Annotated in this window: 24 protein-coding genes; 14 read left to right on the forward strand and 10 right to left on the reverse strand. The window is 70.3% G+C overall.

Annotated elements, in window-relative coordinates:
• Positions 1-86 precede the first annotated feature (86 nt).
• Positions 87-1,295: an ammonium transporter gene (locus IMZ11_RS26240; RefSeq protein WP_228645079.1), complete on the forward strand. Its 1,209-nt coding sequence runs from the start codon at positions 87-89 to the stop codon at positions 1,293-1,295.
• 132 nt (positions 1,296-1,427) lie between these two features.
• Here the strand turns inward: IMZ11_RS26240 and IMZ11_RS26245 are convergent, their stop codons facing one another.
• The 4 genes from IMZ11_RS26245 to IMZ11_RS26260 all read right to left on the reverse strand — a co-directional run bounded on the left by IMZ11_RS26245 (position 1,428) and on the right by IMZ11_RS26260 (position 4,597).
• Entirely contained in the window at positions 1,428-1,961 is a 534-nt protein-coding gene (locus IMZ11_RS26245) for a hypothetical protein (protein ID WP_228645080.1), read from the reverse strand.
• 185 nt (positions 1,962-2,146) lie between these two features.
• Entirely contained in the window at positions 2,147-2,542 is a 396-nt protein-coding gene (locus tag IMZ11_RS26250) for a PepSY domain-containing protein (protein ID WP_228645082.1), read from the reverse strand.
• Positions 2,543-2,633: 91 nt separating this feature from the next.
• Positions 2,634-3,911, reverse strand: coding sequence for a HAMP domain-containing sensor histidine kinase (locus tag IMZ11_RS26255; protein ID WP_228645084.1), 1,278 nt, complete (start codon positions 3,909-3,911; stop codon positions 2,634-2,636).
• The gene (locus IMZ11_RS26260) at positions 3,908-4,597 is read right to left on the reverse strand and encodes a response regulator transcription factor (protein WP_228645086.1); all 690 of its coding nucleotides are present in this window, start codon (positions 4,595-4,597) and stop codon (positions 3,908-3,910) included. Before IMZ11_RS26260 ends, IMZ11_RS26255 begins: the two co-directional genes overlap by 4 nt.
• Positions 4,598-5,062: 465 nt before the next feature.
• On the opposite strand from IMZ11_RS26260, the gene IMZ11_RS46340 reads away from it, so the two are divergent.
• The 3 genes from IMZ11_RS46340 (at position 5,063) to IMZ11_RS26275 (ending at position 7,119) form a co-directional block, all read left to right on the forward strand.
• Positions 5,063-5,947, forward strand: a complete 885-nt coding sequence (locus IMZ11_RS46340; RefSeq protein WP_228645088.1) for a hypothetical protein — start codon at positions 5,063-5,065, stop codon at positions 5,945-5,947.
• Positions 5,944-6,405 (forward strand): GntR family transcriptional regulator, encoded by a 462-nt coding sequence (locus IMZ11_RS46345; protein WP_228645090.1) that lies wholly within the window; start codon positions 5,944-5,946, stop codon positions 6,403-6,405. The genes IMZ11_RS46340 and IMZ11_RS46345 overlap by 4 nt, the downstream gene beginning before the upstream one ends.
• Before the next feature lie 189 nt (positions 6,406-6,594).
• Positions 6,595-7,119 carry a hypothetical protein gene (locus tag IMZ11_RS26275; RefSeq protein WP_228645092.1) on the forward strand — a complete coding sequence of 175 codons (525 nt, stop codon included), beginning with the start codon at positions 6,595-6,597 and terminating at the stop codon, positions 7,117-7,119.
• Positions 7,120-7,320: 201 nt separating this feature from the next.
• On the opposite strand, the gene IMZ11_RS26280 is transcribed toward IMZ11_RS26275, so the two are convergent.
• Positions 7,321-7,635 (reverse strand): hypothetical protein, encoded by a 315-nt coding sequence (locus tag IMZ11_RS26280; RefSeq protein WP_228645093.1) that lies wholly within the window; start codon positions 7,633-7,635, stop codon positions 7,321-7,323.
• Positions 7,636-7,776: 141 nt separating this feature from the next.
• Between IMZ11_RS26280 and IMZ11_RS26285 the strand changes: the two genes are divergently transcribed.
• Positions 7,777-8,520: an MBL fold metallo-hydrolase gene (locus IMZ11_RS26285; RefSeq protein ID WP_228645095.1), complete on the forward strand. Its 744-nt coding sequence runs from the start codon at positions 7,777-7,779 to the stop codon at positions 8,518-8,520.
• A 101-nt stretch (positions 8,521-8,621) separates the two neighbouring features.
• On the opposite strand, the gene IMZ11_RS26290 is transcribed toward IMZ11_RS26285, so the two are convergent.
• The 4 genes from IMZ11_RS26290 to IMZ11_RS26305 all read right to left on the reverse strand — a co-directional run bounded on the left by IMZ11_RS26290 (position 8,622) and on the right by IMZ11_RS26305 (position 11,861).
• The gene (locus tag IMZ11_RS26290) at positions 8,622-9,044 is read right to left on the reverse strand and encodes a DUF3147 family protein (protein ID WP_228645097.1); all 423 of its coding nucleotides are present in this window, start codon (positions 9,042-9,044) and stop codon (positions 8,622-8,624) included.
• Entirely contained in the window at positions 9,041-9,391 is a 351-nt protein-coding gene (locus tag IMZ11_RS26295) for a DUF3147 family protein (protein ID WP_228645099.1), read from the reverse strand. Before IMZ11_RS26295 ends, IMZ11_RS26290 begins: the two co-directional genes overlap by 4 nt.
• 350 nt (positions 9,392-9,741) lie before the next feature.
• The gene (locus tag IMZ11_RS26300; RefSeq protein WP_228645100.1) at positions 9,742-10,833 is read right to left on the reverse strand and encodes a M20 family metallopeptidase; all 1,092 of its coding nucleotides are present in this window, start codon (positions 10,831-10,833) and stop codon (positions 9,742-9,744) included.
• A gap of 11 nt (positions 10,834-10,844) precedes the next feature.
• Positions 10,845-11,861: a LacI family DNA-binding transcriptional regulator gene (locus IMZ11_RS26305; protein WP_228645102.1), complete on the reverse strand. Its 1,017-nt coding sequence runs from the start codon at positions 11,859-11,861 to the stop codon at positions 10,845-10,847.
• Positions 11,862-12,124: 263 nt separating this feature from the next.
• On the opposite strand from IMZ11_RS26305, the gene IMZ11_RS26310 reads away from it, so the two are divergent.
• The 6 genes from IMZ11_RS26310 to IMZ11_RS26335 all read left to right on the forward strand — a co-directional run bounded on the left by IMZ11_RS26310 (position 12,125) and on the right by IMZ11_RS26335 (position 17,760).
• Entirely contained in the window at positions 12,125-13,078 is a 954-nt protein-coding gene (locus IMZ11_RS26310; protein WP_228645104.1) for a substrate-binding domain-containing protein, read from the forward strand.
• Between the two features lie 17 nt (positions 13,079-13,095).
• Entirely contained in the window at positions 13,096-13,899 is an 804-nt protein-coding gene (locus IMZ11_RS26315) for an ATP-binding cassette domain-containing protein (RefSeq protein WP_228645105.1), read from the forward strand.
• A complete protein-coding gene (locus IMZ11_RS26320) occupies positions 13,896-14,897 on the forward strand; it encodes an ABC transporter permease (protein WP_061257910.1) in 1,002 nt (333 codons plus the stop codon). The genes IMZ11_RS26315 and IMZ11_RS26320 overlap by 4 nt, the downstream gene beginning before the upstream one ends.
• Before the next feature lie 47 nt (positions 14,898-14,944).
• Complete coding sequence (locus IMZ11_RS26325) at positions 14,945-15,988, forward strand: phosphotriesterase (RefSeq protein ID WP_228645107.1); 1,044 nt, start codon at positions 14,945-14,947, stop codon at positions 15,986-15,988.
• 79 nt (positions 15,989-16,067) lie between these two features.
• Entirely contained in the window at positions 16,068-16,817 is a 750-nt protein-coding gene (locus tag IMZ11_RS26330; RefSeq protein WP_228645109.1) for a glutamine amidotransferase, read from the forward strand.
• Position 16,818: 1 nt separating this feature from the next.
• Positions 16,819-17,760, forward strand: a complete 942-nt coding sequence (locus IMZ11_RS26335) for a nucleoside hydrolase (RefSeq protein ID WP_228645111.1) — start codon at positions 16,819-16,821, stop codon at positions 17,758-17,760.
• Between the two features lie 330 nt (positions 17,761-18,090).
• Here IMZ11_RS26335 and IMZ11_RS26340 read toward each other — a convergent pair whose 3' ends face one another.
• On the reverse strand, positions 18,091-18,480 hold the full coding sequence (locus IMZ11_RS26340; RefSeq protein WP_308066846.1) for a winged helix-turn-helix domain-containing protein: 390 nt from the start codon (positions 18,478-18,480) through the stop codon (positions 18,091-18,093).
• Between the two features lie 26 nt (positions 18,481-18,506).
• On the opposite strand from IMZ11_RS26340, the gene IMZ11_RS26345 reads away from it, so the two are divergent.
• The 3 genes from IMZ11_RS26345 (at position 18,507) to IMZ11_RS26355 (ending at position 20,542) form a co-directional block, all read left to right on the forward strand.
• On the forward strand, positions 18,507-18,785 hold the full coding sequence (locus tag IMZ11_RS26345) for a hypothetical protein (RefSeq protein ID WP_228645113.1): 279 nt from the start codon (positions 18,507-18,509) through the stop codon (positions 18,783-18,785).
• Positions 18,786-18,989: 204 nt separating this feature from the next.
• Complete coding sequence (locus IMZ11_RS26350) at positions 18,990-19,487, forward strand: hypothetical protein (RefSeq protein WP_228645114.1); 498 nt, start codon at positions 18,990-18,992, stop codon at positions 19,485-19,487.
• A 338-nt stretch (positions 19,488-19,825) separates the two neighbouring features.
• Positions 19,826-20,542 carry a hypothetical protein gene (locus IMZ11_RS26355; protein ID WP_228645117.1) on the forward strand — a complete coding sequence of 239 codons (717 nt, stop codon included), beginning with the start codon at positions 19,826-19,828 and terminating at the stop codon, positions 20,540-20,542.
• Positions 20,543-20,762: the final 220 nt, after the last annotated feature.

The following is a 20,762-nucleotide window of genomic DNA, read 5'->3' on the forward strand; positions in this document are numbered from 1 at the left end:
GAAGACTTTGCCTTACCCGCGCCTCGCCGATCCGCGGACGAGGAAGGAACAGAAGGTGATCCTGCTCCGTTAAGCGAGGTTCCGTGATGCCGATCGGACTCAACACGGGCGACTCCGCCTGGGTGCTCGTGAGCACCGCGATGGTGCTGCTCATGACCCCGGGCCTGGCGTTCTTCTACGGCGGAATGGTCCGTGCGAAGAACGTCTTCAGCATGGTCTTCATGAGCTTCGTCTCGATCAGCATCGTGACGATCATCTGGTTCGGCTACGGCTACGGCCTCGCGTTCGGCAAGGACGCCGGTGGGCTCGGCCTGATCGGCTGGGGTGACTTCCGCTTCGCGGACGTCCTGCCGACGGACCTCACCGGCAGAGTCCCGACGTACGCCTTCGCGCTCTTCCAGCTCACGTTCGCGATCATCACGGTGGCGCTGATCAGCGGCTCGGTCGCCGGGCGCATCCGCGTCGGTCCGTGGATGGTCTTCTCCCTGTTGTGGGCGACCTTCGTCTACTCGCCGGTGGCGCACTGGGTGTTCGACCGTACGGGCTGGATCAACAAGATGGGGACGCTCGACTTCGCCGGAGGGCTGGTGGTCGAGCTGAACTCGGGGATGGCCGGGCTCGCGCTGGCGATCGCACTTGGGCCGGGCATCCGCTACCGGCGCAGGGAGCCGCCGGAGCCCAGCAACATCCCGATGGTCATGATCGGCCTGGCCCTGCTCTGGTTCGGCTGGTTCGGATTCAACGGCGGATCCGCGATGGCGGACGGCAGGGTCGCGGTCAACGCCTTCGCGAACACGTTCATCGCCGGCTGCTCCGGGATGCTCACCTGGATGGCGGTCGAATGGTTCAGGAAGCGGCGGCTCAGCAAGCTCGGCTCGGGCACCGGCGCCGTCGCCGGGCTGGTCGCCATCACGCCCTCGTGCGCGTACGTGAACGTCGAGGGCGCCTTCGCGATCGGCATCTTCGCCGCGCTGGTCTGCTCGTTCGCGGTCCAGTGGAAGTTCGTGCTCGGGTACGACGACACGCTGGACGTGGTCGGGGTGCACGGCGCGGGCGGCGTCGTGGGCCTGCTCGCGCTCGGCTTCTTCTCGACCGGCTTTCTCGGCAAGGCGGGGCTGTTCTACGGCGGCGGGGGAGCGCTGCTCGGCAAGCAGGTCCTGGCGATCCTCGCGGTGATGTTCTACACCTTCGTCGTCACGTACCTGCTCGGCAAGCTCGTGGACAGGACGCTGCGGATGAAGGAGACGGAGGAGGAGCAGCTCGCCGGATCGGACCTCCAGTTCGGCACGGAGTGACGCTCACGGGGGCGGAGCGTCCGGAGGGCCGGGGGATCGCCGGGCGGCCGGCGGCGAGCTCGCCTTCGCGGGCACGCCCGCCGGCCTCGCCGCCACGACCGCCCGCCACGACCGCCCGCCGCGGGACGTCTGCTAACGGACCTTGACCCAGCCCCTGCCGATGAGGTCGTCCCTGGTGATCTCGTCGAGGTAGTCCCCGATGCTGCCGCCGTAGTCCAGCGTCACGGGCGCCCAGTAGTGCGACGCGCGGAACTTCCCGTAGTAGCTGGACTTGAGCCATACGTTGAACGACATGGTGATCTTGGTGTAGTCGAGCGAGCGGACCACGCAGTACACCCCGTAGTTTCCCGCGGAGTTCCGCTTCTGGGCGCCGCACTTGGCGCCCCTGGGCTTGGTCACGAACCTGACCTTCGACACGATGCCGTGCGGCAGGTCCGTCTCCAGGACCAGCGCCTCGTCGTCGATCTGGTCGGGACGGGTGACCGTGAAGGTGAAGCGGGCGGGCCTGCCCCTCCTGATCGCCGAGGGGTAGGTCACCCGGACCTTGGTCGTCCGCCGCTCGACCGTGGAGGAACCGGCGGACGCGTGCGCCGGGACGGGGGACATGACGGGGGACATGAGGAGCGCCGCCGTGAGACACGTGGCGGCGGTGAGGAACCTACGCATGATCGCCCTCTGCTTGGGGGAGTGTCGATTCGCTGGTGCACTCTTACGATCACAAGAGGGAATCTGTCCGGCAAGCACTTTTTGTCCATTCGTCACCCTCAGTCCGGGGGATGTTCGTGGACGGCGTCCTCCCCCCAGGGCCGCGATGACCGTACGGCCGTGAGGGGAGAAGCGGGGAAGGCACGTCAGTCGTCGTCCCCGGCGTCGTGGCCGCTGTCGTCGGTGCCGGTGTGACGCTGGTGGTGGTCGCCGCGGTCGTCATCGTGGTCGGCCTCGTTCTTCAGGACCGACCCCTTCACCGCGTCGACGGTGATCTCCCGCGCGGCGCCCTTGGCGGTCCGCAGTTCGATGTCCCAGACCTGGCGTCCGTGCTCCCACTCCAGCTCGGTGGCGGTGACCCAGCCGCCGGGAACCTTGGCGAGGGCCGCCCGTACCGCCTGCTCGTTCGAGACCGCGGGCGCCTTGGCCGCGGACGGGGAGGCGGAGGGGGCGGAAGCCTGGTCCGCGGCGAAGGCGGCGGTCCCGCCGGCGGTGATGGCGGCCGCCGCGGCGAGTCCGGCGATGATCGTGAGCTTGCGCATTCTGACCTCCGGTGCGTTCGGTGTCCTTGCTGACACCCGAAGGTTCTCCTGATCAGTCATAGCGGCGAGCTTCCGGAACCCTAACGAGGAGTTAATTCGGCGGAGGCCCGAGTTCCACGATGACGAGCGCGCCCCCGTCCGGCCCTCCGGCCGTCTCCAGCGAGCCGCCCGACCGTTCGGCGGCTCGCCGGGTGATGTCCAGCCCGAGGCCGGTGGAGGCTCCGCCGCTCACCCCGCGCCGCGCCGGGTCACCGCCGCCGAAGCCCGGCCCCTCGTCGCCGACCACGAGTACGGCTCCGCCGCCTGGACGCCGGTCGAGCCGGACGGCGAAGGGCGTGCCCTCGGGCGTGTGCGCGAACACGTTCTCCAGGAGGGCGTCCACGCAGGTGGCCAGGGCCTCGGCGGTGAGCCCGACGAGGACGGGGGAGCCCGCCAGGTCGCGGGTGACCCGGCGGTCCTGGTCCCGGGCGAGCATCGCCCAGTAGTCCAGGCGTTCCGCGACGACGAGCGCCGCGTCGCACTCGCCGGTGGCGTCCTGCCGCGAACGCCGTGCCTCCTTGATCACCTGGGTGACCATGCGCTCCATCGACTCCACCGCGGCCGACACCCGCGTGGCCTGCTCGCTCTCCGGCAGGGCGTCGGCCTCCAGCCGCAACGCGGTCAGCGGCGTACGCAGCCGGTGGGACAGGTCGGCCACCGCCTCCCGCTCCTGCGCGAGCAGCACGAGGATGCGCCCCGCGAGATGATTCAGCGCGGTGGCGACCTCGCGTACCTCCCGCGGCCCCTCGGCGGGCGCGCGGGCGGACAGTTCGCCGGCGGCGAGCCGGTGCGAAACCCGCGCCAGCCCCGAGATGAGGCGGACCTGCGAGCGGGCCAGGCGGTCGGCGACCACCAGGCTGATCAGGAGCAGCCCGAGGCCGAGCAGCCCGAGGATCGCCCGCGCCCTCGCCACGCCACGGGTCAGATCCTCGTCGGACACGAACGTGCGGATGACCGCCGTACGCGCCGACGTCCCCTGGACGGCCACGAGGATCTCCCGCCCTCCGGAGGCGTTCGCGGTAAGACTGCGGCCGGTGAAGGCGAGCCGGACCGCGTCCGACTCGGCCGCGGGCGCCCCCAGCACACCACCCGAGGGCAGGAAGACCGTGAGCGGGAAGCCGCCCGCGCTGTTGGCCTGCTCCAATGCCAGTTCGAGCCCGGTCCGGCCGCCCGCCGAGACCACGGGCACCAGCGACTGGGCGCGTACGAGCGCGTCGGCGGTGGCCCGGTCCGCGGCGAGCACGCCGGCCAGGAACGCGAGCGGGGCGAGGAAGGCGACCAGGGCCAGGGAGACGGTGGAGGCCACCAGGACGAGCAGGCGCCGCCTCATATGCCAGGGTCCACCAGCTTGACGCCCACACCTCTGACGGCGCGGATGTAGCGGGGCTCCTGCGCGGACTCGCCGAGCTTGTTGCGCAGCCACGAGAGGTGGACGTCGACGGTCTTGTCCGCCCCGCCGTACGGCACCTGCCAGACCTGGGTGAGCAACTCGCGCTTGCTGACCACCTGGCCGGGACGCGCGGCCAGATAGCAGAGGAGGTCGAACTCCTTGGGCCGCAGATCCAGGGACGTGCCGCGCATCGTCACCTCGCGGCTGCGCGGGTCGATGCGCAGCTCGCCCACGGTCAGCGGCCGCATGCCGTCGTCCTCGCCGCCCTGCAGGCGGCGCAGCACGGCCCGGATCCGCGCGTCGAGTTGTACGGCGCCGAACGGCTTGACGAGATAGTCGTCGGCACCGGCGTCGAGCACCCGGGCGATCTCCGACTCGTCGTCGCGCGCGGTGGCGACGATCAGCGGCACCGAGCTCACCGCGCGCAGCATGCGGATGATCTCGTAGCCGTCCACGTCGGGCAGACCGAGGTCGAGGACGACGAGGTCGGGGCGGTCGTCCATGGCCATGCGCAGGCCGGCCAACCCGGTGGAGGCGGAGGTCATCGCGTGGCCGCGCTCGGTGAGGGTTCGCATCAGGGCGGACCGGACGGCAGGATCGTCCTCCACCAGCAGGAGTTGCGCCACGGTGAACACGCTAACCGCACCCCGATGGTAGATCTGTCCTTTTCCTCCTCGCGTTGAGTGAGATTTAGGCAACCGTTAGCGTCGCGCGTCGGATCGTCGCATCAGGAGGAAGGCAGACCGTGCTTCCACAGGGCGGCCACGTGCGCGGCGAGTGGTCGTGGGACGCGATCGCGCGCTGGTGGCATCAGGAGGGCGGACAGGTCGTCACCTTCGCCGGCGGCGCTCACGACCCGTCGGCGCCGGCCCGGGGCTTCTCCGGACCGCCGTGGCCGAGTCCCGCGGATTCCGGCCCGGGGCGCATCCCGACGGCTTCCGGCGGCGACGCGGATACCGGGCAACACGACGCGACACGACGCAACACGATGCGACACGATGGGAAGACGCGAGTTTGTATCAAGGAGTTGCGACAAGTGACAGGATCGGGCACTCTTCTTTGTATCACTTGCTTGATACAAAGGAGTTGGCGTGGCCGCTGTGATCCCTCTCGCCCTCGCGGTCGTGCCGGTGCTGGTCGCCCTGCTTCTCGCGGTGCTGATGTCGCTGAACCGTGAGGTGCACGTGCCGGCCGGCGGGCATCTGCCCGTGCCGCGCGTCACCACGGGACGGCACCTGTGGTCGCGGCTGGCCGGGCTGGTGGTCGGCATCGCGGCCTCCTGGCTCGTCCTGAGCTGGGACGGCCTGGGCCGGGGAGCCATGCTGGCCGCCCCCGTCCTGGGGATCGGTCTCCTTATGGGCACGCTGGCGGGCGAGCTCGCCGTGTCACGGCCCCACGGGCCGATCCGCGGTGCGTCATTGGAGATCAGGAGGGCTCGCGACTACCTGCCGAGGTTCTCGGCGCCGCTGGCGGCCGCGCTCTCCCTGGTCGCCGTGGTGCTGCTGTCCGTCACCTCAGCCACGGCGAGCGCCGACGACCTGGGGCGTTCAGGGCGGGTGCTCGCCATGAGCAGCCCCGACGGCGCGGTGCGCAGTGCGACCGGTCCATGGCCCGGCTGGTTCTACGCGTGGCCGATGCTGGCCGTGCTCGCGGTCGCCTTCCTGCTTTCCGCGCTGGTGACCCACCGTGTCGTCCAGCGTGGTCGCCCGGGCCTCGACCCGGCGGCGAGAGCCGTGGACGACGCACAGCGTGCCCATTCGGCTCGTGTGGTCACCGCGGCCTATGGCCTGTGCGTGGCCCTGCCGCTGACCGGGGTCGCCGTCGTCGCCGCGGGTGCCCTCTTCCGGCAGAGCGATCTCGCCGGCTGGGCCGCACCCGGAGCGTTCGCGCTCCTGGGGGTGGCTCTCCTCGCCGCCGGCTCGGCCGTCTGGTATCTGGCCGAGCTGCTGTCCCGGCCGCGGATCAGGGCCTCGTGATCGAGGTCGATGTCACCAGTCCCTCTCCGCCGTACGAGCAGATCCGGTCGCAGCTCGCGGAGCTGATCAGGTGCGGTGTGTTGGGCGTGGGGACCCGGCTGCCTCCGGTGCGCCAGCTCGCCGCCGATCTGGGTCTGGCGGCGGGTACGGTGGCCCGGGCCTACAAGGAGCTGGAGCAGTCGGGATACGTCAGCGGGAAACGCGGTGGCGGCACCCGTGTGCTGGCGCAACCCGAGCCCCGGGCGGCGCGGGCTGACCTGATCAGGGGGCATGCCCGCGCCTACCTCACCGAAGTCGCCCGGCTCGGTGGGTCCATCGAGGAAGCGGTCGCCGCCCTGTCCGAGGTGGCCACGGCCGCAGAGGCGGTGGCGGTCTCGGATGCGGTGGTCTCGGATGCGCGCCAGGGCAGGGCCTCCGACGAACCTTCGGGGGGCCGAAGCAGGCTTGGCCCTTTGTAGGCGGATACAGGCGCGGCCCTTCACCGGGCGGGAGGAAGCCCCGGCTCTTCACGGGGGCGGACGCAGGCCCCGGCAGGGACGGGCGGCTCGGTCCGGCCACGGCCGCAGATGGCGGGACGGGCGCCTCGCCTGCCTCAGGTTGGGAGGGATTTAGGGCGGCGTTAAGGTCGGGGCTGGCAGGCTGGCCCCGTGAACCGGCGCTCACTTCTCGGGATCCTCGGCTGGCTGATCGCCGCCGCCGTCGCCACCGTGACCAGCACATGGGCGATCTCCCTGCTCGGAGAGGGGCTGACCCAGAAGGTGGTGTCGCCCATGAGCCAGGCCGACGTCGACCGGGCGCTCGCGGTCGCCACCGCGACCGGGGCTCCCGTGACGCCGAGCCCGTCCCCGACCGAGGGTGCTACGACGCCCGTGACCCCCAGCCCGGCCGCGACCGGGAGTCCCGTGACCCCCGTGACGCCGAGCCCGACCGCCACGGGTGGTGTCACCCGTGCGTTCACCGTCCCCGGTGGCTCCTTCGTCGTGAGCTGTGACCGCGACCAGGCGTCGCTCCTGTCATGGAGCCCCGCCCAGGGGTACGCCGCCGACGACGTGGACCGGGGGCCGGACCGGGAAGTCAAGGTGGAGTTCGAGTCGGAGGTCGACAAGGTCACCGTGAAGATCACCTGCCCAGGAGGGGTCCCCGTACCTTCCGCCAAGGTCCACGACGACTGACAGTGATGAATGTAGGTGAGCACCTCCCGCCAGGGCTTGACGGGACTGGCCGGAGAGCCGCATGCCCGGCCCGCTGGCCGCCACTCGGGAGATCGGATCCGACGGCAGTCGCCTGAGGCAGGTCGAGTTGACCGAGTATGGAGACGCCCTACCCCTATGGGAACAATTCGGCAACGCCGGCAGAACTCCAGTGCGGGGTGCTCAACGGTCTCGCTTCCTGCTCATCGCTAGCAGCACAGCGCGAAGGAGCAACCACAGGAGGCCGGCCTGCATCAGTCCGCCGGCGGTTGCGACGATGAGCGGCAGGACGTTTCGCATCCACGACGGCCCGACCTCGGCGTAGCAGAGTCCAGCCACCTGGCAGAGATCGAGCAGGACGGTGCCCAGCGGGTAGGTGGCGGGACCGACGAACAGGAACGCCAGCCCGTTTCCTCCTCCTCCGATGAAAGACGGCAGGCTGAGAGCGGCGAGCCCTATGATCACGACGGCATACGCGCCCGCAAGGAACTCGGCCATGCTGAGAGGCCTAGGGGGATCCGGCTTCGCCGACATTCCACACTCACATGACGCCAGGAGACGGAGATCAGGCCACGAGCCTATGTGATCTATGGTCTCTCGGTCGCCGTAGCTGCAGGAGTTCCAGGCCAGGAAAGACAGGTGAGCAAGGTGCGAGTCACTGTAGTGGGCAGCGGCGACGCATTCGGTTCCGGCGGCAGGTTCCAAACCTGCATCGCCCTGGCACCGGAGGCCTCCGCCCCGCCACATGTCCTGATCGACTGCGGCGCGACCAGCCTGGTCGCCCTGCGGCAGCAGCAGATCGATCCCAACGAGATCGACACGGTGCTGATCAGCCACCTGCATGGTGACCACTTTGCAGGGCTGCCCTTCCTGGTCCTCGACGGGCAGTTCCGCCGAAGGACCCACGACCTGACCGTGGTCGGCCCACCCGGAACCGGCGCCCGGCTGGCAGAGGCGATGGAGACGATGTTCCCCGGCTCCAGCACCATCCAGCGCCGCTTCACCGTCCGCGTCAGGGAACACACCGACCGACGCGCCAGAGAACTGGGGCCGCTGCACATCACACCGTTCGAAGTACGGCATGCCTCCGGCGCCCCCGCCTACGCCATACGCGTCGAGACAACGACTGGATCAGTCGCCTACTCCGGCGACACCGAATGGACCGAAGCCCTGCTCCAGGCGGCCGATGGGGTCGACCTGTTCCTCTGCGAGGGCTACAGCCCAGCCCCGACCCGCTGGCACCTCGACCTCGACACTCTCCACCACCACCGCGACCGCTTCACCTGCCAGCACCTGCTCCTCACCCACCTGTCACCCACAGCACTGGCCGGCGACCTGACCGGCTGGCACATCGCTCACGACGGCCTTCATGCCGACGTGTGACTGAATCCGACTCGTCTCAAACACCCACTGACCGCGGCCCTGCCCGTGGCCCGCGACGGGTCGCCGCTTGACATCCGTGGGAGCATCCCCGGCGTGCCGGTTCAGCGGCGGTGGCGCCCTCGGCGGTCGCGGCGCAGACCCCAGACCAGGAAGTACAGCGCGGCCGAGACGACCGCCCAGACGACGAGCCCGGCGACCAGCGCGATCCACGTCGGGATACGAGACCCCAGCGTCCAGACGCAGGCCGCGTACGCGGTCATGCCGAAAGCGCCGAGGACGGCGCCACGGGCGTCCTGGGCGGCGGGCACCCGGTCGTGCTCCTCGTGCTCGATCAGGGTGAGCGTCGCGGCGAGGATGGCGGGAAAGGCGAGGAAGACGCCGCCGGTGACCGGGCCCCGGTAGTGTCCGATCAGCCCGGCCACCACCGAGATCGCCGCGCCGAAGACGAACCGTGTCACCATGTCCCGCCTGGTGACCTTCTTCAGGCGTGACGGCTGGATCCGGATCTTCCTGGAGGGAGTCATCCGGCGACCGTGATCAGCGCTCGGCAGGCCGCGGCCACGGCTATCCAGACCCCGAGCGCGGCGGTCGTGCCCCCGACCGCCCCCAGCCGGGTGACGAGGGGTACGGCCGAGGCGCAGTAGGCGATCATCGCGACCGACCCGGCGATCATCCCCAGCGCGGATTCCGTGACCTGCGGGCCTCCCTGGAACAGCAGGGTGAGCGACATGCCCGCGAGTGCGACGGCGGGAGCGGCGGAGAAGACGCCGGCGAACTGCTTCGGCGTGACGAGTTCTCCGATCAGCGCGAAGACCATGACGAACAGGCCGCCGCAGAGCCCCCGCGTGGAGAGCACCAGCCACTGGCTCAATCCCGCCTCCCACAATCCGCCGCCGGCCTCCCGCTCCACCGTCCCGAGGTACGGGCCCAAGCAGGGACCCGAGGCATGGGCCCAAGCAGGGACCCGAGGCATGGGCCGAGGCGTGAGTCGAGTCGCGAATCGACGAACCACGGCGCGTCATACGCGGACGGCGGACCGGAGATGGGTGCCTTTGTAACACTCGCGGCGTCGTTCCCGGCGGCGCCGTGCCGTACCGGTGACCGGCCTTGGGCGGGGGATCACCGTTCCCGGACCCGCAGCGTGGCCGGGGCGGCCGTCCGGGCCGAATCTCGGGCGCGGGCGTCAGGGCCAGGCGTCAGCGGCGTGCGTCAGGGGGCGCGTCAGGGGGTGAGCCGGGCCAGGGCACCGGCGTAGATCTCGACGGCCTCCTCGATCCGGGAGATCTCGCAGTACTCGTCGGTGACGTGCGCCTGCTCGGGCTCTCCCGGGCCGCAGATCACGGCCGGCACCCCGCCGTACGCCGCGACGAGCACCGAGGCGTCGGTGAAGTAGCTGGCCGCGGGCCGGTCGCCAGGTGGGAGGGCGCCCGCCGCGAGCAACGCCTGGACGAAGGGGTCGTCCGGGTCGGTCCACACCGCGGGCAGGTCGGTCAGCACCTCGAGCGCCGTCTCGTCCCCCAGAGTCCGCCCCAGCCGCTCGCGCAGCCCGGCGTGGTCCTGGCCGGTGACGGTGCGCAGGTCCACGGTCGCCTCGGCGAGATCGGGGACGGAGTTCACGTTGATCCCTCCGTGCGCCGTGCCCACGTTGGCGGTCGGCGCCCCGAGCCACGGGTGCGCGGGAACGCCGAGGTCGAAATGCTCCACGACGCCGATCGCGCGCGCCAGCTTGTAGATCGCGTTGTCTCCCAGGTGCGGCATCGAGCCGTGCGCCGTCCGGCCACGGGCGACCGCCTTCAACCACAACGCGCCCTTGTGCCCGAGCAGGGCGCGGTTGGCGGTCGGCTCGGCCACCAGCAGCGCCCGCGCCTCCCGGACCATCCCGAGAGCGATCATGTCGATCGCGCCCTCGCACCCGGTCTCCTCGCCCGCGGTGAGGACGACCTCCAGGGCCGTCCGGGGCCCCGGGCCGCGTACGTGCCGCTCGGCGGCGACCACGAGCGCGGCCACCCCGGCCTTCATGTCGCTCGACCCGCGCCCGTACAGCCGGTCGCCGTCCACCTCGGCGGCGTGCGGGTCACGCGCCCATGCCTGGCCGCCCAGCGGCACCGTGTCCAGATGCCCGGTGAGCACGACCGGCGAGCCGGCCCCCCAACGGGCCACCAGGCCGGTGCGTCCGGGCGCGTAGCGATGCTCCCTGACATCGAATCCCGCCGCCGACAGACGCTGGGCGAGCGGCTCGGCGACCGCGGCCTCACCCCCGCCCACCGAGTCGATCCTGATCAGGTCGCGGGCCAGTTCCACCGCATCGCTCACGCGGTTCCCCTTCACTTTCCGCCGCCGGCGGCCACCGGTCGGCTGGTCTCACGTACGACGAGCCGGGGGGCGATCGCGACGCGCTGGGCGGGCCGCGGGTCGCTCACCCGGACCAGGCCGAGCAGGCGTACGGCCTCCGCCGCCATCTCCTCGACGGGCTGGCGGACCGTGGTGAGCGGGGGGTCGCACATCGCGGCGTGGCCGACGTCGTCGAACCCCACGACCGACACCTCCTCGGGCACCCGGACGCCGCCCGTCCGGAGCGCGCGCACCAGGCCGACGGCGATCTGGTCGTTGCCGCAGATCACCGCGTCCGGCATGGTGTCACCGTCGAGCAGCAGGCGACCGACCTCGACGCCCCATTCGAGGGTGAACTCGCCCAGGAACGGCGGCATGGTGGCGACCCCCGCCCGCGTGGCGGCGCGCTCGAACCCGGACAACCGCGACCTGGCCGAGGAGTTCATCAGGCGGCTGCCCACGAACACGACCAGCCGCGCGCCTCCCTCGGCCACGTGATCGACCGCCTGGGCGAGGGCGGAGTCGTCGTCCACGCCGACCCAGTCGGCTCCGCCGCCCTCGATGTACCGGTCGACCTGGACCAGGGGGACCCGCCGCGCGGCGTTCAGCACCGCGGGCACGCTGCCCTCGATGTCGCAGGGGCTGATGATGAGCCCGTCCACCCGCCGGGCCAGCAGCGTTTCGAGCCGCCTCGCCTCGACGTCGGGCCGGTACTGCGAGGCGCACAGCAGCAGGTCGCGCCCGGTTTCCTGGAGCTGGTGCTCGACCGCTTCCACGATCGTGGTGAAGAACGGGTTGCCGATGCCGGGCACGATCATGCCGATCGTCCCGGTCGTCTGGTCGCGCAGCGCCTTGGCGACCGCGTTCGGCTGGTATCCCAGCTCGGCTGCGGCGCGCGCCACGCGCTCGGCGACGTCCGGGGTGACCTTGCGGCGCCCGGAGAGGGCGCGGGAGGCCGAGGCGACGGAGACGCCGGCCGCTCTGGCCACGTCGTGGATTGTCACGCCCATCAAGTCATCACCGTGTAATCGATTTCCCTAGCGTGTCCGGGCCAGCACGGCGGTTCCGCCCTGCTGTGAGCTGCCTCACCGAGGAGTTCAGCAGAACGATAGATCGTTTCGGGGCTTACGTCACCTTGACGCCCGTTTGGCCTGGTCGCTAGCATCCCAGAAATTGGTAATCGATTACCACACTCCCCAACACTTTTCTTTGCGGCTCCTAGAGCGGCCCTCGAAAGGCTGGTCCGATGGCACGATCCATTCGACTCACCCGCATGACCACGGCGACCGCACTTCTCGCGACCGGCCTGCTGGCCGCCGCGTGCGGTGGCACGGACGACTCCGGTTCCGCGGCCTCGGGCGGCGGAGACAAGCCGAGGGTCGGTCTGGTGCAGATCAACCAGCAGGCGATCTTCTTCAACGAGATGAACGCCGGCGCCCAGCAGGCGGCGAAGGAGGCGGACGTCGATCTGACGATCTTCAACGCCAACGACGACCCGGCCAAGCAGAACGAGGCCATCGACAACTTCGTCCAGCAGCAGTTCGACGCCGTCATCGTGGTGGCCATCGACGTCGAGGGCATCAAGCCCGCCGTCAAGATCGCCAAGGACGCGGGGATGAAGGTCATCGCGGTGGACGCGATCGTGGACTCCCCGTCCGTCGACACCCAGGTCGGTGTGGACAACGCCGCCGCGGCCCAGCAGGGCGGCGCGTTCGTCAACGACTGGGCCAAGGCGCAGAACCTCTCCGCACCGAAGATCGGTGTCGTCGGCGCGCTGAACTCGTTCATCCAGAACATCCGCAAGGACGACTTCGTCAAGACCGTCGAGGGCGCGGGCGCGAAGATCGTGCAGACCGTGGACGGGCAGAACAAGCAGGAGGCCGCCATGACGGCCGCCGAGAACCTGCTGACCTCCCGCTCCGACATGAACGTCGTCTACGCCACCGGCGAGCCCGCCCTGCTGGGCACCGTGGCCGCCGTGAAGTCGCAGAACGCGGGCGACCGGGTCAAGGTCTTCGGCTGGGACCTCACCAAGGAGGCGATCAGCGGCATCGACGCCGGCTGGGTCGCCGGTGTCGTCCAGCAGGACCCGAAGACCGAGGGCTACGAGGCGGTCAAGGAGGCCAAGGCCCTGATCGGCGGCGCCCAGGCCAAGAAGAACATCGACGTGCCGGTGACGATCGTGACCAAGGACAACGTCGACCAGTACCGGGCCACGTTCAAGTGAGCGAGGAAGCGGCTCCGGTGACCGGCAGGAAAGCGGAGGGCGTGGACCGTGTGGTCATGCGCGACATCCGCAAGCGCTACGGAATGGTCGACGCGCTGCGTGGTGTGACGCTGCGCGTCGGCCCCGGCGAGGTGATCGGGCTCGTCGGCGACAACGCCGCCGGCAAGTCCACCCTGATGAAGGTGCTCGCGGGCGCGGTCGTGCCGGACTCCGGTGAGATCGTCTTCGACGGGCAGACGGTGTCGTTCGCCACGCCGCGCGACGCCCGCGAGCTCGGCATCGAGATGGTCTACCAGGATCTCGCCCTCTGCGACGACATCGACGTGGCGGGCAACCTGTTCCTCGGGCGCGAGCCGCGCAAGGCCGGCGGCCTGCTGCTCGACATCGCGCAGATGCACAAGGACGCCCGCCGCCACCTGGACGCGCTCAACATCCGGATCCCCCTCACGGACATCCCGGTGGGCGGCCTGTCCGGCGGGCAGCGCCAGGCCGTGGCCATCGCCCGCGCGGTGACCTTCGGGCCGAAGCTGCTGATCCTGGACGAGCCCACGGCGGCGCTGGCCGTCGCCGAGGTCGAGACCGTACTCGAACTGATCAAGACGGTCTCCGCCCAGGGTGTCTCGGTGATCCTGATCACGCACCGCCTGCAGGACCTGTTCCGGGTCTGCGACCGGCTCTGCGTGATGTACGAGGGCACCCTGCGGGCAGACCTCGACGCCAAGGCCACCAGCCTGGAGCGGCTCGTCTCCGAGATCGTCGCCCACGACCAGATCGAGAACGACAGGACCGGGCACGACAAGACCGAGGGAGCGCGACGGTGACCGTCACCAGCGAGCGGGTCGTGACCACGAGGGCGGCCCGCGCCAACGCCCACATCGGCAAGCACGCGCAGACGATCGCCATCGGCGTCGTGCTGGTCGTCCTGCTGATCTTCTTCGCGTTCTCCGCCGACCGGTTCGCCACCACGGGCAACCTGCTCAACCTGATGCGGCAGATCTCGCCGACACTGATCGTCGCGATCGCGATGACATTCGTGATCAGCACCTCCGGCATCGACCTGTCGGTCGGCTCGACGGTCGCGTTGTCGGGGTCGCTGCTGGCGATCGTGTTGCAGCATGGCTGGGACCCGACGCTGGCGCTGATCGCCATTCTCGCGCTCGGCGCGCTGATCGGGTTCGTCAACGGCTGGTTCTCGTCGTACCAGAACATCCCGCCGTTCATCGTCACGCTGGCGATGTTGTCGATCATGCGGGGCACCGCCCTGCGCGCCACCGAGGGGTACTCCACCCCGATCGACGGTGAGCTGTGGATCGTCCAGCTCGGGCAGGGCCGCGTCGGCGGCATCCCGGTGCCGGTCATCCTCGCCGTCGTCATCGCGGCGGTCGGCTGGCTCACCCTGACGCGTACGCCGTTCGGCCGGTACGTGATCGGTCTGGGCTCCAACGGCGAGTCGCTGCGCCGTACCGGCGTGAACACCCGGAAGGTCGGGCTGGCCGTCTACGTGCTCACCGGCCTGGCCGCCGCCCTCGCGGGAGTGCTGATCGCGACCCGGCTCAGCTCGGGCTCGTCGAACGCGGGTTCCGGGTTCGAGCTGGAGGTCATCACGGCCGTGGTGCTCGGTGGCACCAGCCTGTTCGGCGGCCGGGGCAGCATGCTCGGCACCATCCTGGGCGCGCTCACCCTCGGCGTCATCGCCAACGGTCTCGTGCTGCTGCACGTCTCGCCGTTCTACGTCCAGATCGTGCAGGGTGCCATCCTGCTGCTCGCGATCTTCGCCAACAGCAAGGTGTGGGCCAGGTTCGGCGCGGTGCGAAAATGACCGGTATGGCCGGTATGACCGGGACTGGGGTCGGTACCCCGAGCACCGTGACCACGGTGCTCGGCCCGGTGCCCGTCGAGGAGCTCGGCATCACCCTCTGCCACGAGCACCTGCGCAACGACGGCGCCAGCGCCTGGCATCCCGCCCCGGAAGGCGACGCGGAGGGCGAGGCCATCGCCGGGTCGCCGGTGCGGATGGAGTTCCTCGGCCGGCTGCGCAACGATCCCTACCTCTCCCGCGACAACGTGTCCCTGGACGACACCGGTGTCGCGATCGAGGAGGTGGCGAGGTTCGCCGCCCGCGGCGGGCGCACCCTGATCGAGGTGACCCCCGAGGGTCTCGGCCGGGCACCGGCCGAGCTGGCCACGATCGCCCGCGCCACCGGCCTGAACGTCGTGATGGGCTGCGGCTTCTATCTGGAGCGCACCCATCCGGCGCGGGTCCGCGACATGAGCGTCGCCGACGTCGCCGACGAGATCGAGCACGACCTCTCGGCGGGCGTCGCGGGCGTGCGGGCCGGCGTGATCGGTGAGATCGGCGTCTCCCCGGACTTCACCGCCGCGGAGGAGAAGGTCCTGCGCGGCGCCGCGCGGGCACAGGCCCGCACCGGGGTGCCGCTCTCCGTGCACCTGCCCGGATGGGTACGGCACGGCCACCGCGTACTCGACGTCATCGCCGAGGAGGGCGGCCTGATCGAGGCCACCGTGTTGTCGCACCTCAACCCCAGCGGGCGGGACCGCGACTACCAGGTGGCGCTCGCCACCCGCGGCGCGTACCTCGGATACGACATGTGCGGCATGGAGTACCACTATCCGGGCGAGGGCCAGTCCCCGTGCGACGACGACAACGCCGCGGCGGTCGCCTGGCTGCACCGCGCGGGGCTGGGCCATCGGGTGCTGCTGTCCCAGGACGTGTTCCTCAAGACCATGCTGGTCCGGTACGGCGGCACCGGCTACGCCCACATCCTGACCCACTTCGTGCCGCGCCTGCACGAGCACGGGCTGACCCCCGCGGACACGTCACGGATGCTCGTGGACAACCCGCGCGACCTCTTCCTGGCCGCCACTGCCGCCACTGCCGCCGCGCGCTGACCCCCACGCCGCGCCCCATCCCCGTACTTCCGTACGAAGACACACGACACAATCGACATCCACTGAAGGAGACATCTTCATGACCCGCGTGCTGGTCGCCGGCGAATCGTGGGTGAGCGTATCGACCCACTACAAGGGCTTCGACGCGTTCACCACGACCACCTACCACACCGGTTTCGAGCCGCTGCGGGACGTTCTGGTCGCCGACGGCGTCGAGGTCGACCACCTCCCGGCGCACGACGTGCCCAAGCTGTTCCCCGGGACGATCGAGGCCCTGTCGGCCTACGACGTCATCGTGCTGTCCGACATCGGCGCCAACAGCATCCTGCTGCACCCCGACACCTGGCTGTCCAGCGGCAAGACGGTCAACCGGATCGAACTGCTGGCGAACTGGGTGGAGCAGGGCGGCGGCCTCGCGATGGCGGGCGGCTACCTGAGCTTCCAGGGATTCGAGGCCAAGGCCGCCTACAGCGGCACCGCCGTCGAGCGGGTGCTGCCCGCCCGGATCTCCCGGTACGACGACCGGGTGGAGACGCCGCAGGGCGTGCCCGGCCTCCTCGCCGGCGCCGCGCACCCGATCACGGCCGGGCTGCCCGCCGAATGGCCCGACCTGCTCGGGTACAACCGGTTCGAGGTGCCCGAGGACGCGACGCTGCTCGCCACGGTCGGCGGCGACCCGCTGCTCGCCGTACGGGAGGCCGGGGCCGGCCGGACGCTGGCCTGGGCGTCCGACATCGCGCCACACTGGTGCCCTGACGAGTTCGTGGCGTGGGAGGGGTACGCCACCCTGTTCACCCGCGCGGTCCGCTGGCTGGCCAAGGAGATCTGACGTGCCCATCCCGGTGATCCTCGACTGCGACCCCGGCCATGACGACGCCATGGCCATCCTGCTCGCGGTCGCGAACCCGGCGATCGACCTGCTCGCCGTGTCCACCGTCGCGGGCAACCAGACCGTGGCGAAGACCGCGCTCAACGCCCGGCGGATGCTCAGCCTGGCGGGGGCCACCGGGGTGCCCGTCGCGGCCGGTTGCGACCGGCCGCTGACCGGGCCCCTGGAGATCGGCGACTACGTGCACGGGGAGAGCGGGCTGGACGGCCCGGCGTTCGGCGAGCCGGACGTGCCCCTCGACCCGCGCCACGGCGTCGAGCTCATCCACGACACCCTCGCGGCGGCGGACGAGCCGGTCACGATCGTGGCCATCGGACCGCTGACCAACATCGCCACCCTGTTCCGGCGCCACCCCGGCGACCGGGACCGGATCCGCGAGATCGTGATCATGGGCGGCTCGACCGAGCGGGGCAACCACACCCCGTACGCCGAGTTCAACATCGTCACCGACCCCGAGGCCGCGGCCGAGGTGCTCGAGAGCGGTGTCCCGACGACGTGGGTGGGGCTCAACGTCAGCCACCAGGCACTGGTCACCACCGACGTGCTCGACCGCATCGCCGCGCTCGGCACCCCGCTGGCCCGCGTCTGCGTGGAGTTGCTCACCTTCTTCGGGTCGAGCTACCACCAGGCGTGGGGCTTCGAGGCGCCGCCGCTGCACGACCCGATCACCCTCGCGTATCTGATCGACCCCCAGGTCCTGACGTACGCGCGGGTCGGGCTGCGGATCGAGCTCGACGGCGCGTACACCAGGGGAGCCACGGTCGCGGACCTGCACGGCCGGATGGACTGGGAGCCCAACGCCAACGTGGGCCTGATCCTCGACCGCGACCGCTTCTGGGACCTGATGATCGGCGCGATCGAGCGGCTCGGAGCGCCGGAATAGTCGCTGACCTGTAGAGATGCCTTTCGGGAATCCTCCACGATGCTCCAGGGTCATCCAGGGTGCGCCAAGATCAACGCGCACGAGTGACGCACGAGCATGAAACGTGCCCCGTCGCCGAGAGGTGACGGGGCGCAGTCGTGTGCAAGGGGACAGCCTCGGCTGGCCATCCGCGGGGGAGACGTACGAGTCGGGGTCCTCTCGCAGCAGAGCGATCGAGGGGGGTCGGTAATCCGAACGTGACACTCGCTCGTCTCCTGTGTGGGCCGCGCACGCCGAGGTGGCCCAACCGGGGGTGGGCCCGTCTCCTCGATGGGGAGGCGGGGCCATCAATCACTTGCCTGTGATGATGACCTCATCGCTGGGAAGCAGCCGGGGTGCAACGCCTTCGGCCTCAACGACGACCAGGCCCACTCCCTCGTCGAGCCCCATCATGATCCGCTCTTCCGGAGTGGTCAGGCGGAACCAGACCCGCGTCTTGGAGTCGATCGCGAGCGTCTTGCGCTCGGGCTGGACGCGAACCTGTGACCCTTCACCCTTATTGGTGGCGACCAGGCCCTCGGCGCGCAGTACGCCGAGCGCCTTGCGGACGGCTTCGCGGCCGACGCCGTACTGCGTGGCCATCTCGTGTTCGCCGGGGAGCACCGTGCCGGGCGCCAGTTCGCCGGCGCGGATCATCTCCTGTAGCCCGTGGGCGAGCTCGGCGAGCAGTTGGCCGAGCAGGGGCGGCTCTTGGAGAAAGCCCGCGCGTGAGCTTCATGGGCTACGCGGGGCATGGACCGCATGTCGCGCACGCCCTCGCCACATGCGAGGCGATCGAGTGGCATGAGGCGGTTGCTCCGGGCCCGCGATGCCGAGCTCTCCGATGGACCTGCAAGTGCCGGGCGCCGCGCTACTTCCTGTACACGGGCGGCGGCCCTCTCTTCATCGGCCGCCAGGACGGCCGGGGCTGGCACGAGAGCACGCGGTTGCCCTACCGCCAGGCCGAGGAGCTGTGGATGCGGCTCCTGACCGGCGAGGCACGGTAGCCCGGTTTCCCCACTGATTGAGCTGCTCCGCTGGTCGCTTCACCACCGCGACCTGCGGAGCCTGGCGGCGCCGCTCCCTGGGGAGGGATTCACCTCGCGAGGCCGCCACCTGAGGCCCCAAGCGGATCGATAACGATCGCCAACCCTTCCTGAGCTGTCCACGTCCTTACGCGCGGCAACCCCTGACACGAAGGAGCAGCAGCAATGCATCCCTACAGCTACCCCCAGCCGTCCGCCCCTCAGAAGCGTCGTGGGGGCGTGGCCCTAGCCATGCTCGGAGTCACCCTCTTCGCGGTAGTCGCCTGCACGGCGGGCATCGCCACGGTCGCGGACAAGACTCCTTCCGGCCAATCTGTCGGGACCGGCACGACCGTCGATGCGGAGCCAGCCGCAGAGGAGCCCACCCCGGCAACCGTCACGCTGAAGCCATCAGACCTGAAGCTCAAGGTGACGCTCCTGGACAAGGAATGCTTCGGGAGCGCCGGCTGCAACATCACCTATCGGGTCGTCCCGACGATCGTCGGCACCATGCCCGACCCCGACCGAGAGTACGAGGTCATCTATGAGGTCCGCGGCGGCGAGGACGGGCCCCAGATCGGCCGGTTCACCATGCAGGGTGACCAGGCCCAGGTGACGGAGGAGTTCATCTCTACGCCGTCGTCGTTGTCAAAGCTCACCGCGAAGGTGACCGAGATCAGCTGAACGCAGAAGGCCCCCATCCGGCGCCAACCAGATGGGGGCCGTCCTACAACCGGACGCCTGGACAGAGGAGCCCGATCAATGGATGACCTTAAGAGCGCTGCCGTGGCGGCGCCAGAGAACACTCTTTCGACGCTAGTCCTGTCCGCTGGACCGGCCGATCCGCCCGGCTAGCAGACCGGCCGAAACCGCCGTATTTTTCTTCGTTTCGGCCCCCTGCTCCAGCGGCGTGAACCGGCTGACGCAGTCATCGCGGCGCCGCGCGAGTCAGCCGAGCCGGACACCAGGACCGTCGCCGAACCGCCGTCCCGTGCCGTCCCGGCGCCGCGCCAGGGGCGGACGTGGCCCTCGGCCAGCTCGCCAAGTGGTGCTTCGGTCTGGAGAACGCCGGCGACGCCAAGTTCGGCCTCTCGGAGGCACAGCGGGACGCCGGCGCCCGGCCGCAGCTGTGGGCGAACAAGCAGCCCGGCATGTCCTACCTGGACGCCCCGTCCATCCCTGACGAGCGGATCGCGATGCCGAACCGGACCTGGGACTGGGGCGAGGACGACCAGGAGGCCAACGCGCGGATGCGTCGGCACGCCGAGGCGTGGCCTGCGAACGCGAAGGAGGTCGACGAGTTCACGGCGATCATCTACGCGAACTACGGCCCGGACGCGCTCGCCGGCGACGGCCAGGACGACGAGAGCGAGGGGAGCGCGGTGAGCGAGTACGTGCGGACCGAGGACCCGTCGCCGGAGATCGAGGCGGGCCCTGACGACCCGATCGAGGCCGCCGACGACGCGAAGTTCCCGGAGCGGACGGGTCTGAAGATGGAGCCCGGCGAAGCGCGTGGCGTGCTGCTCGGGCACCTCCAGGCGTGGGTACGCGAGGGCCGCAACGAGTTCGCCACCCGGGACCTGTGCATCGTGCGGCAGCGGACGGGCCTGTCCCGGGCGTGGATCATCGCCCAGTTGAACATGCTCGCCGAGGACGGGGTGATCGAGCGGGATGACGCGCGCCGCTCCTACCGGATCATCCGCGCGGACGTGCTCACACCGGAGCCTGCCGGGGTGTGACACCCGCTGACACCCGATCAAGATCAAAAAGTCTTGAGATTGCGCAGCCCATGCGCAGCCGTACGCGCGCAAGCAGGAGGAGAGTCAGGAACGATGGCGGCCGTGACCGGACAGGTGGAGTGCCGCGCGCCGCCATCGAAAGCGACCTCGTGGTCACGATCCGGCGTAGGCGGGGGTTGTCGGTGTTGCGGTTTCGCCAGGCGATGTAGCGGCGGATCAT

This window comes from Microtetraspora sp. AC03309 (assembly GCF_020826795.1).
Lineage (GTDB): Bacteria > Actinomycetota > Actinomycetes > Streptosporangiales > Streptosporangiaceae > Microtetraspora > Microtetraspora glauca.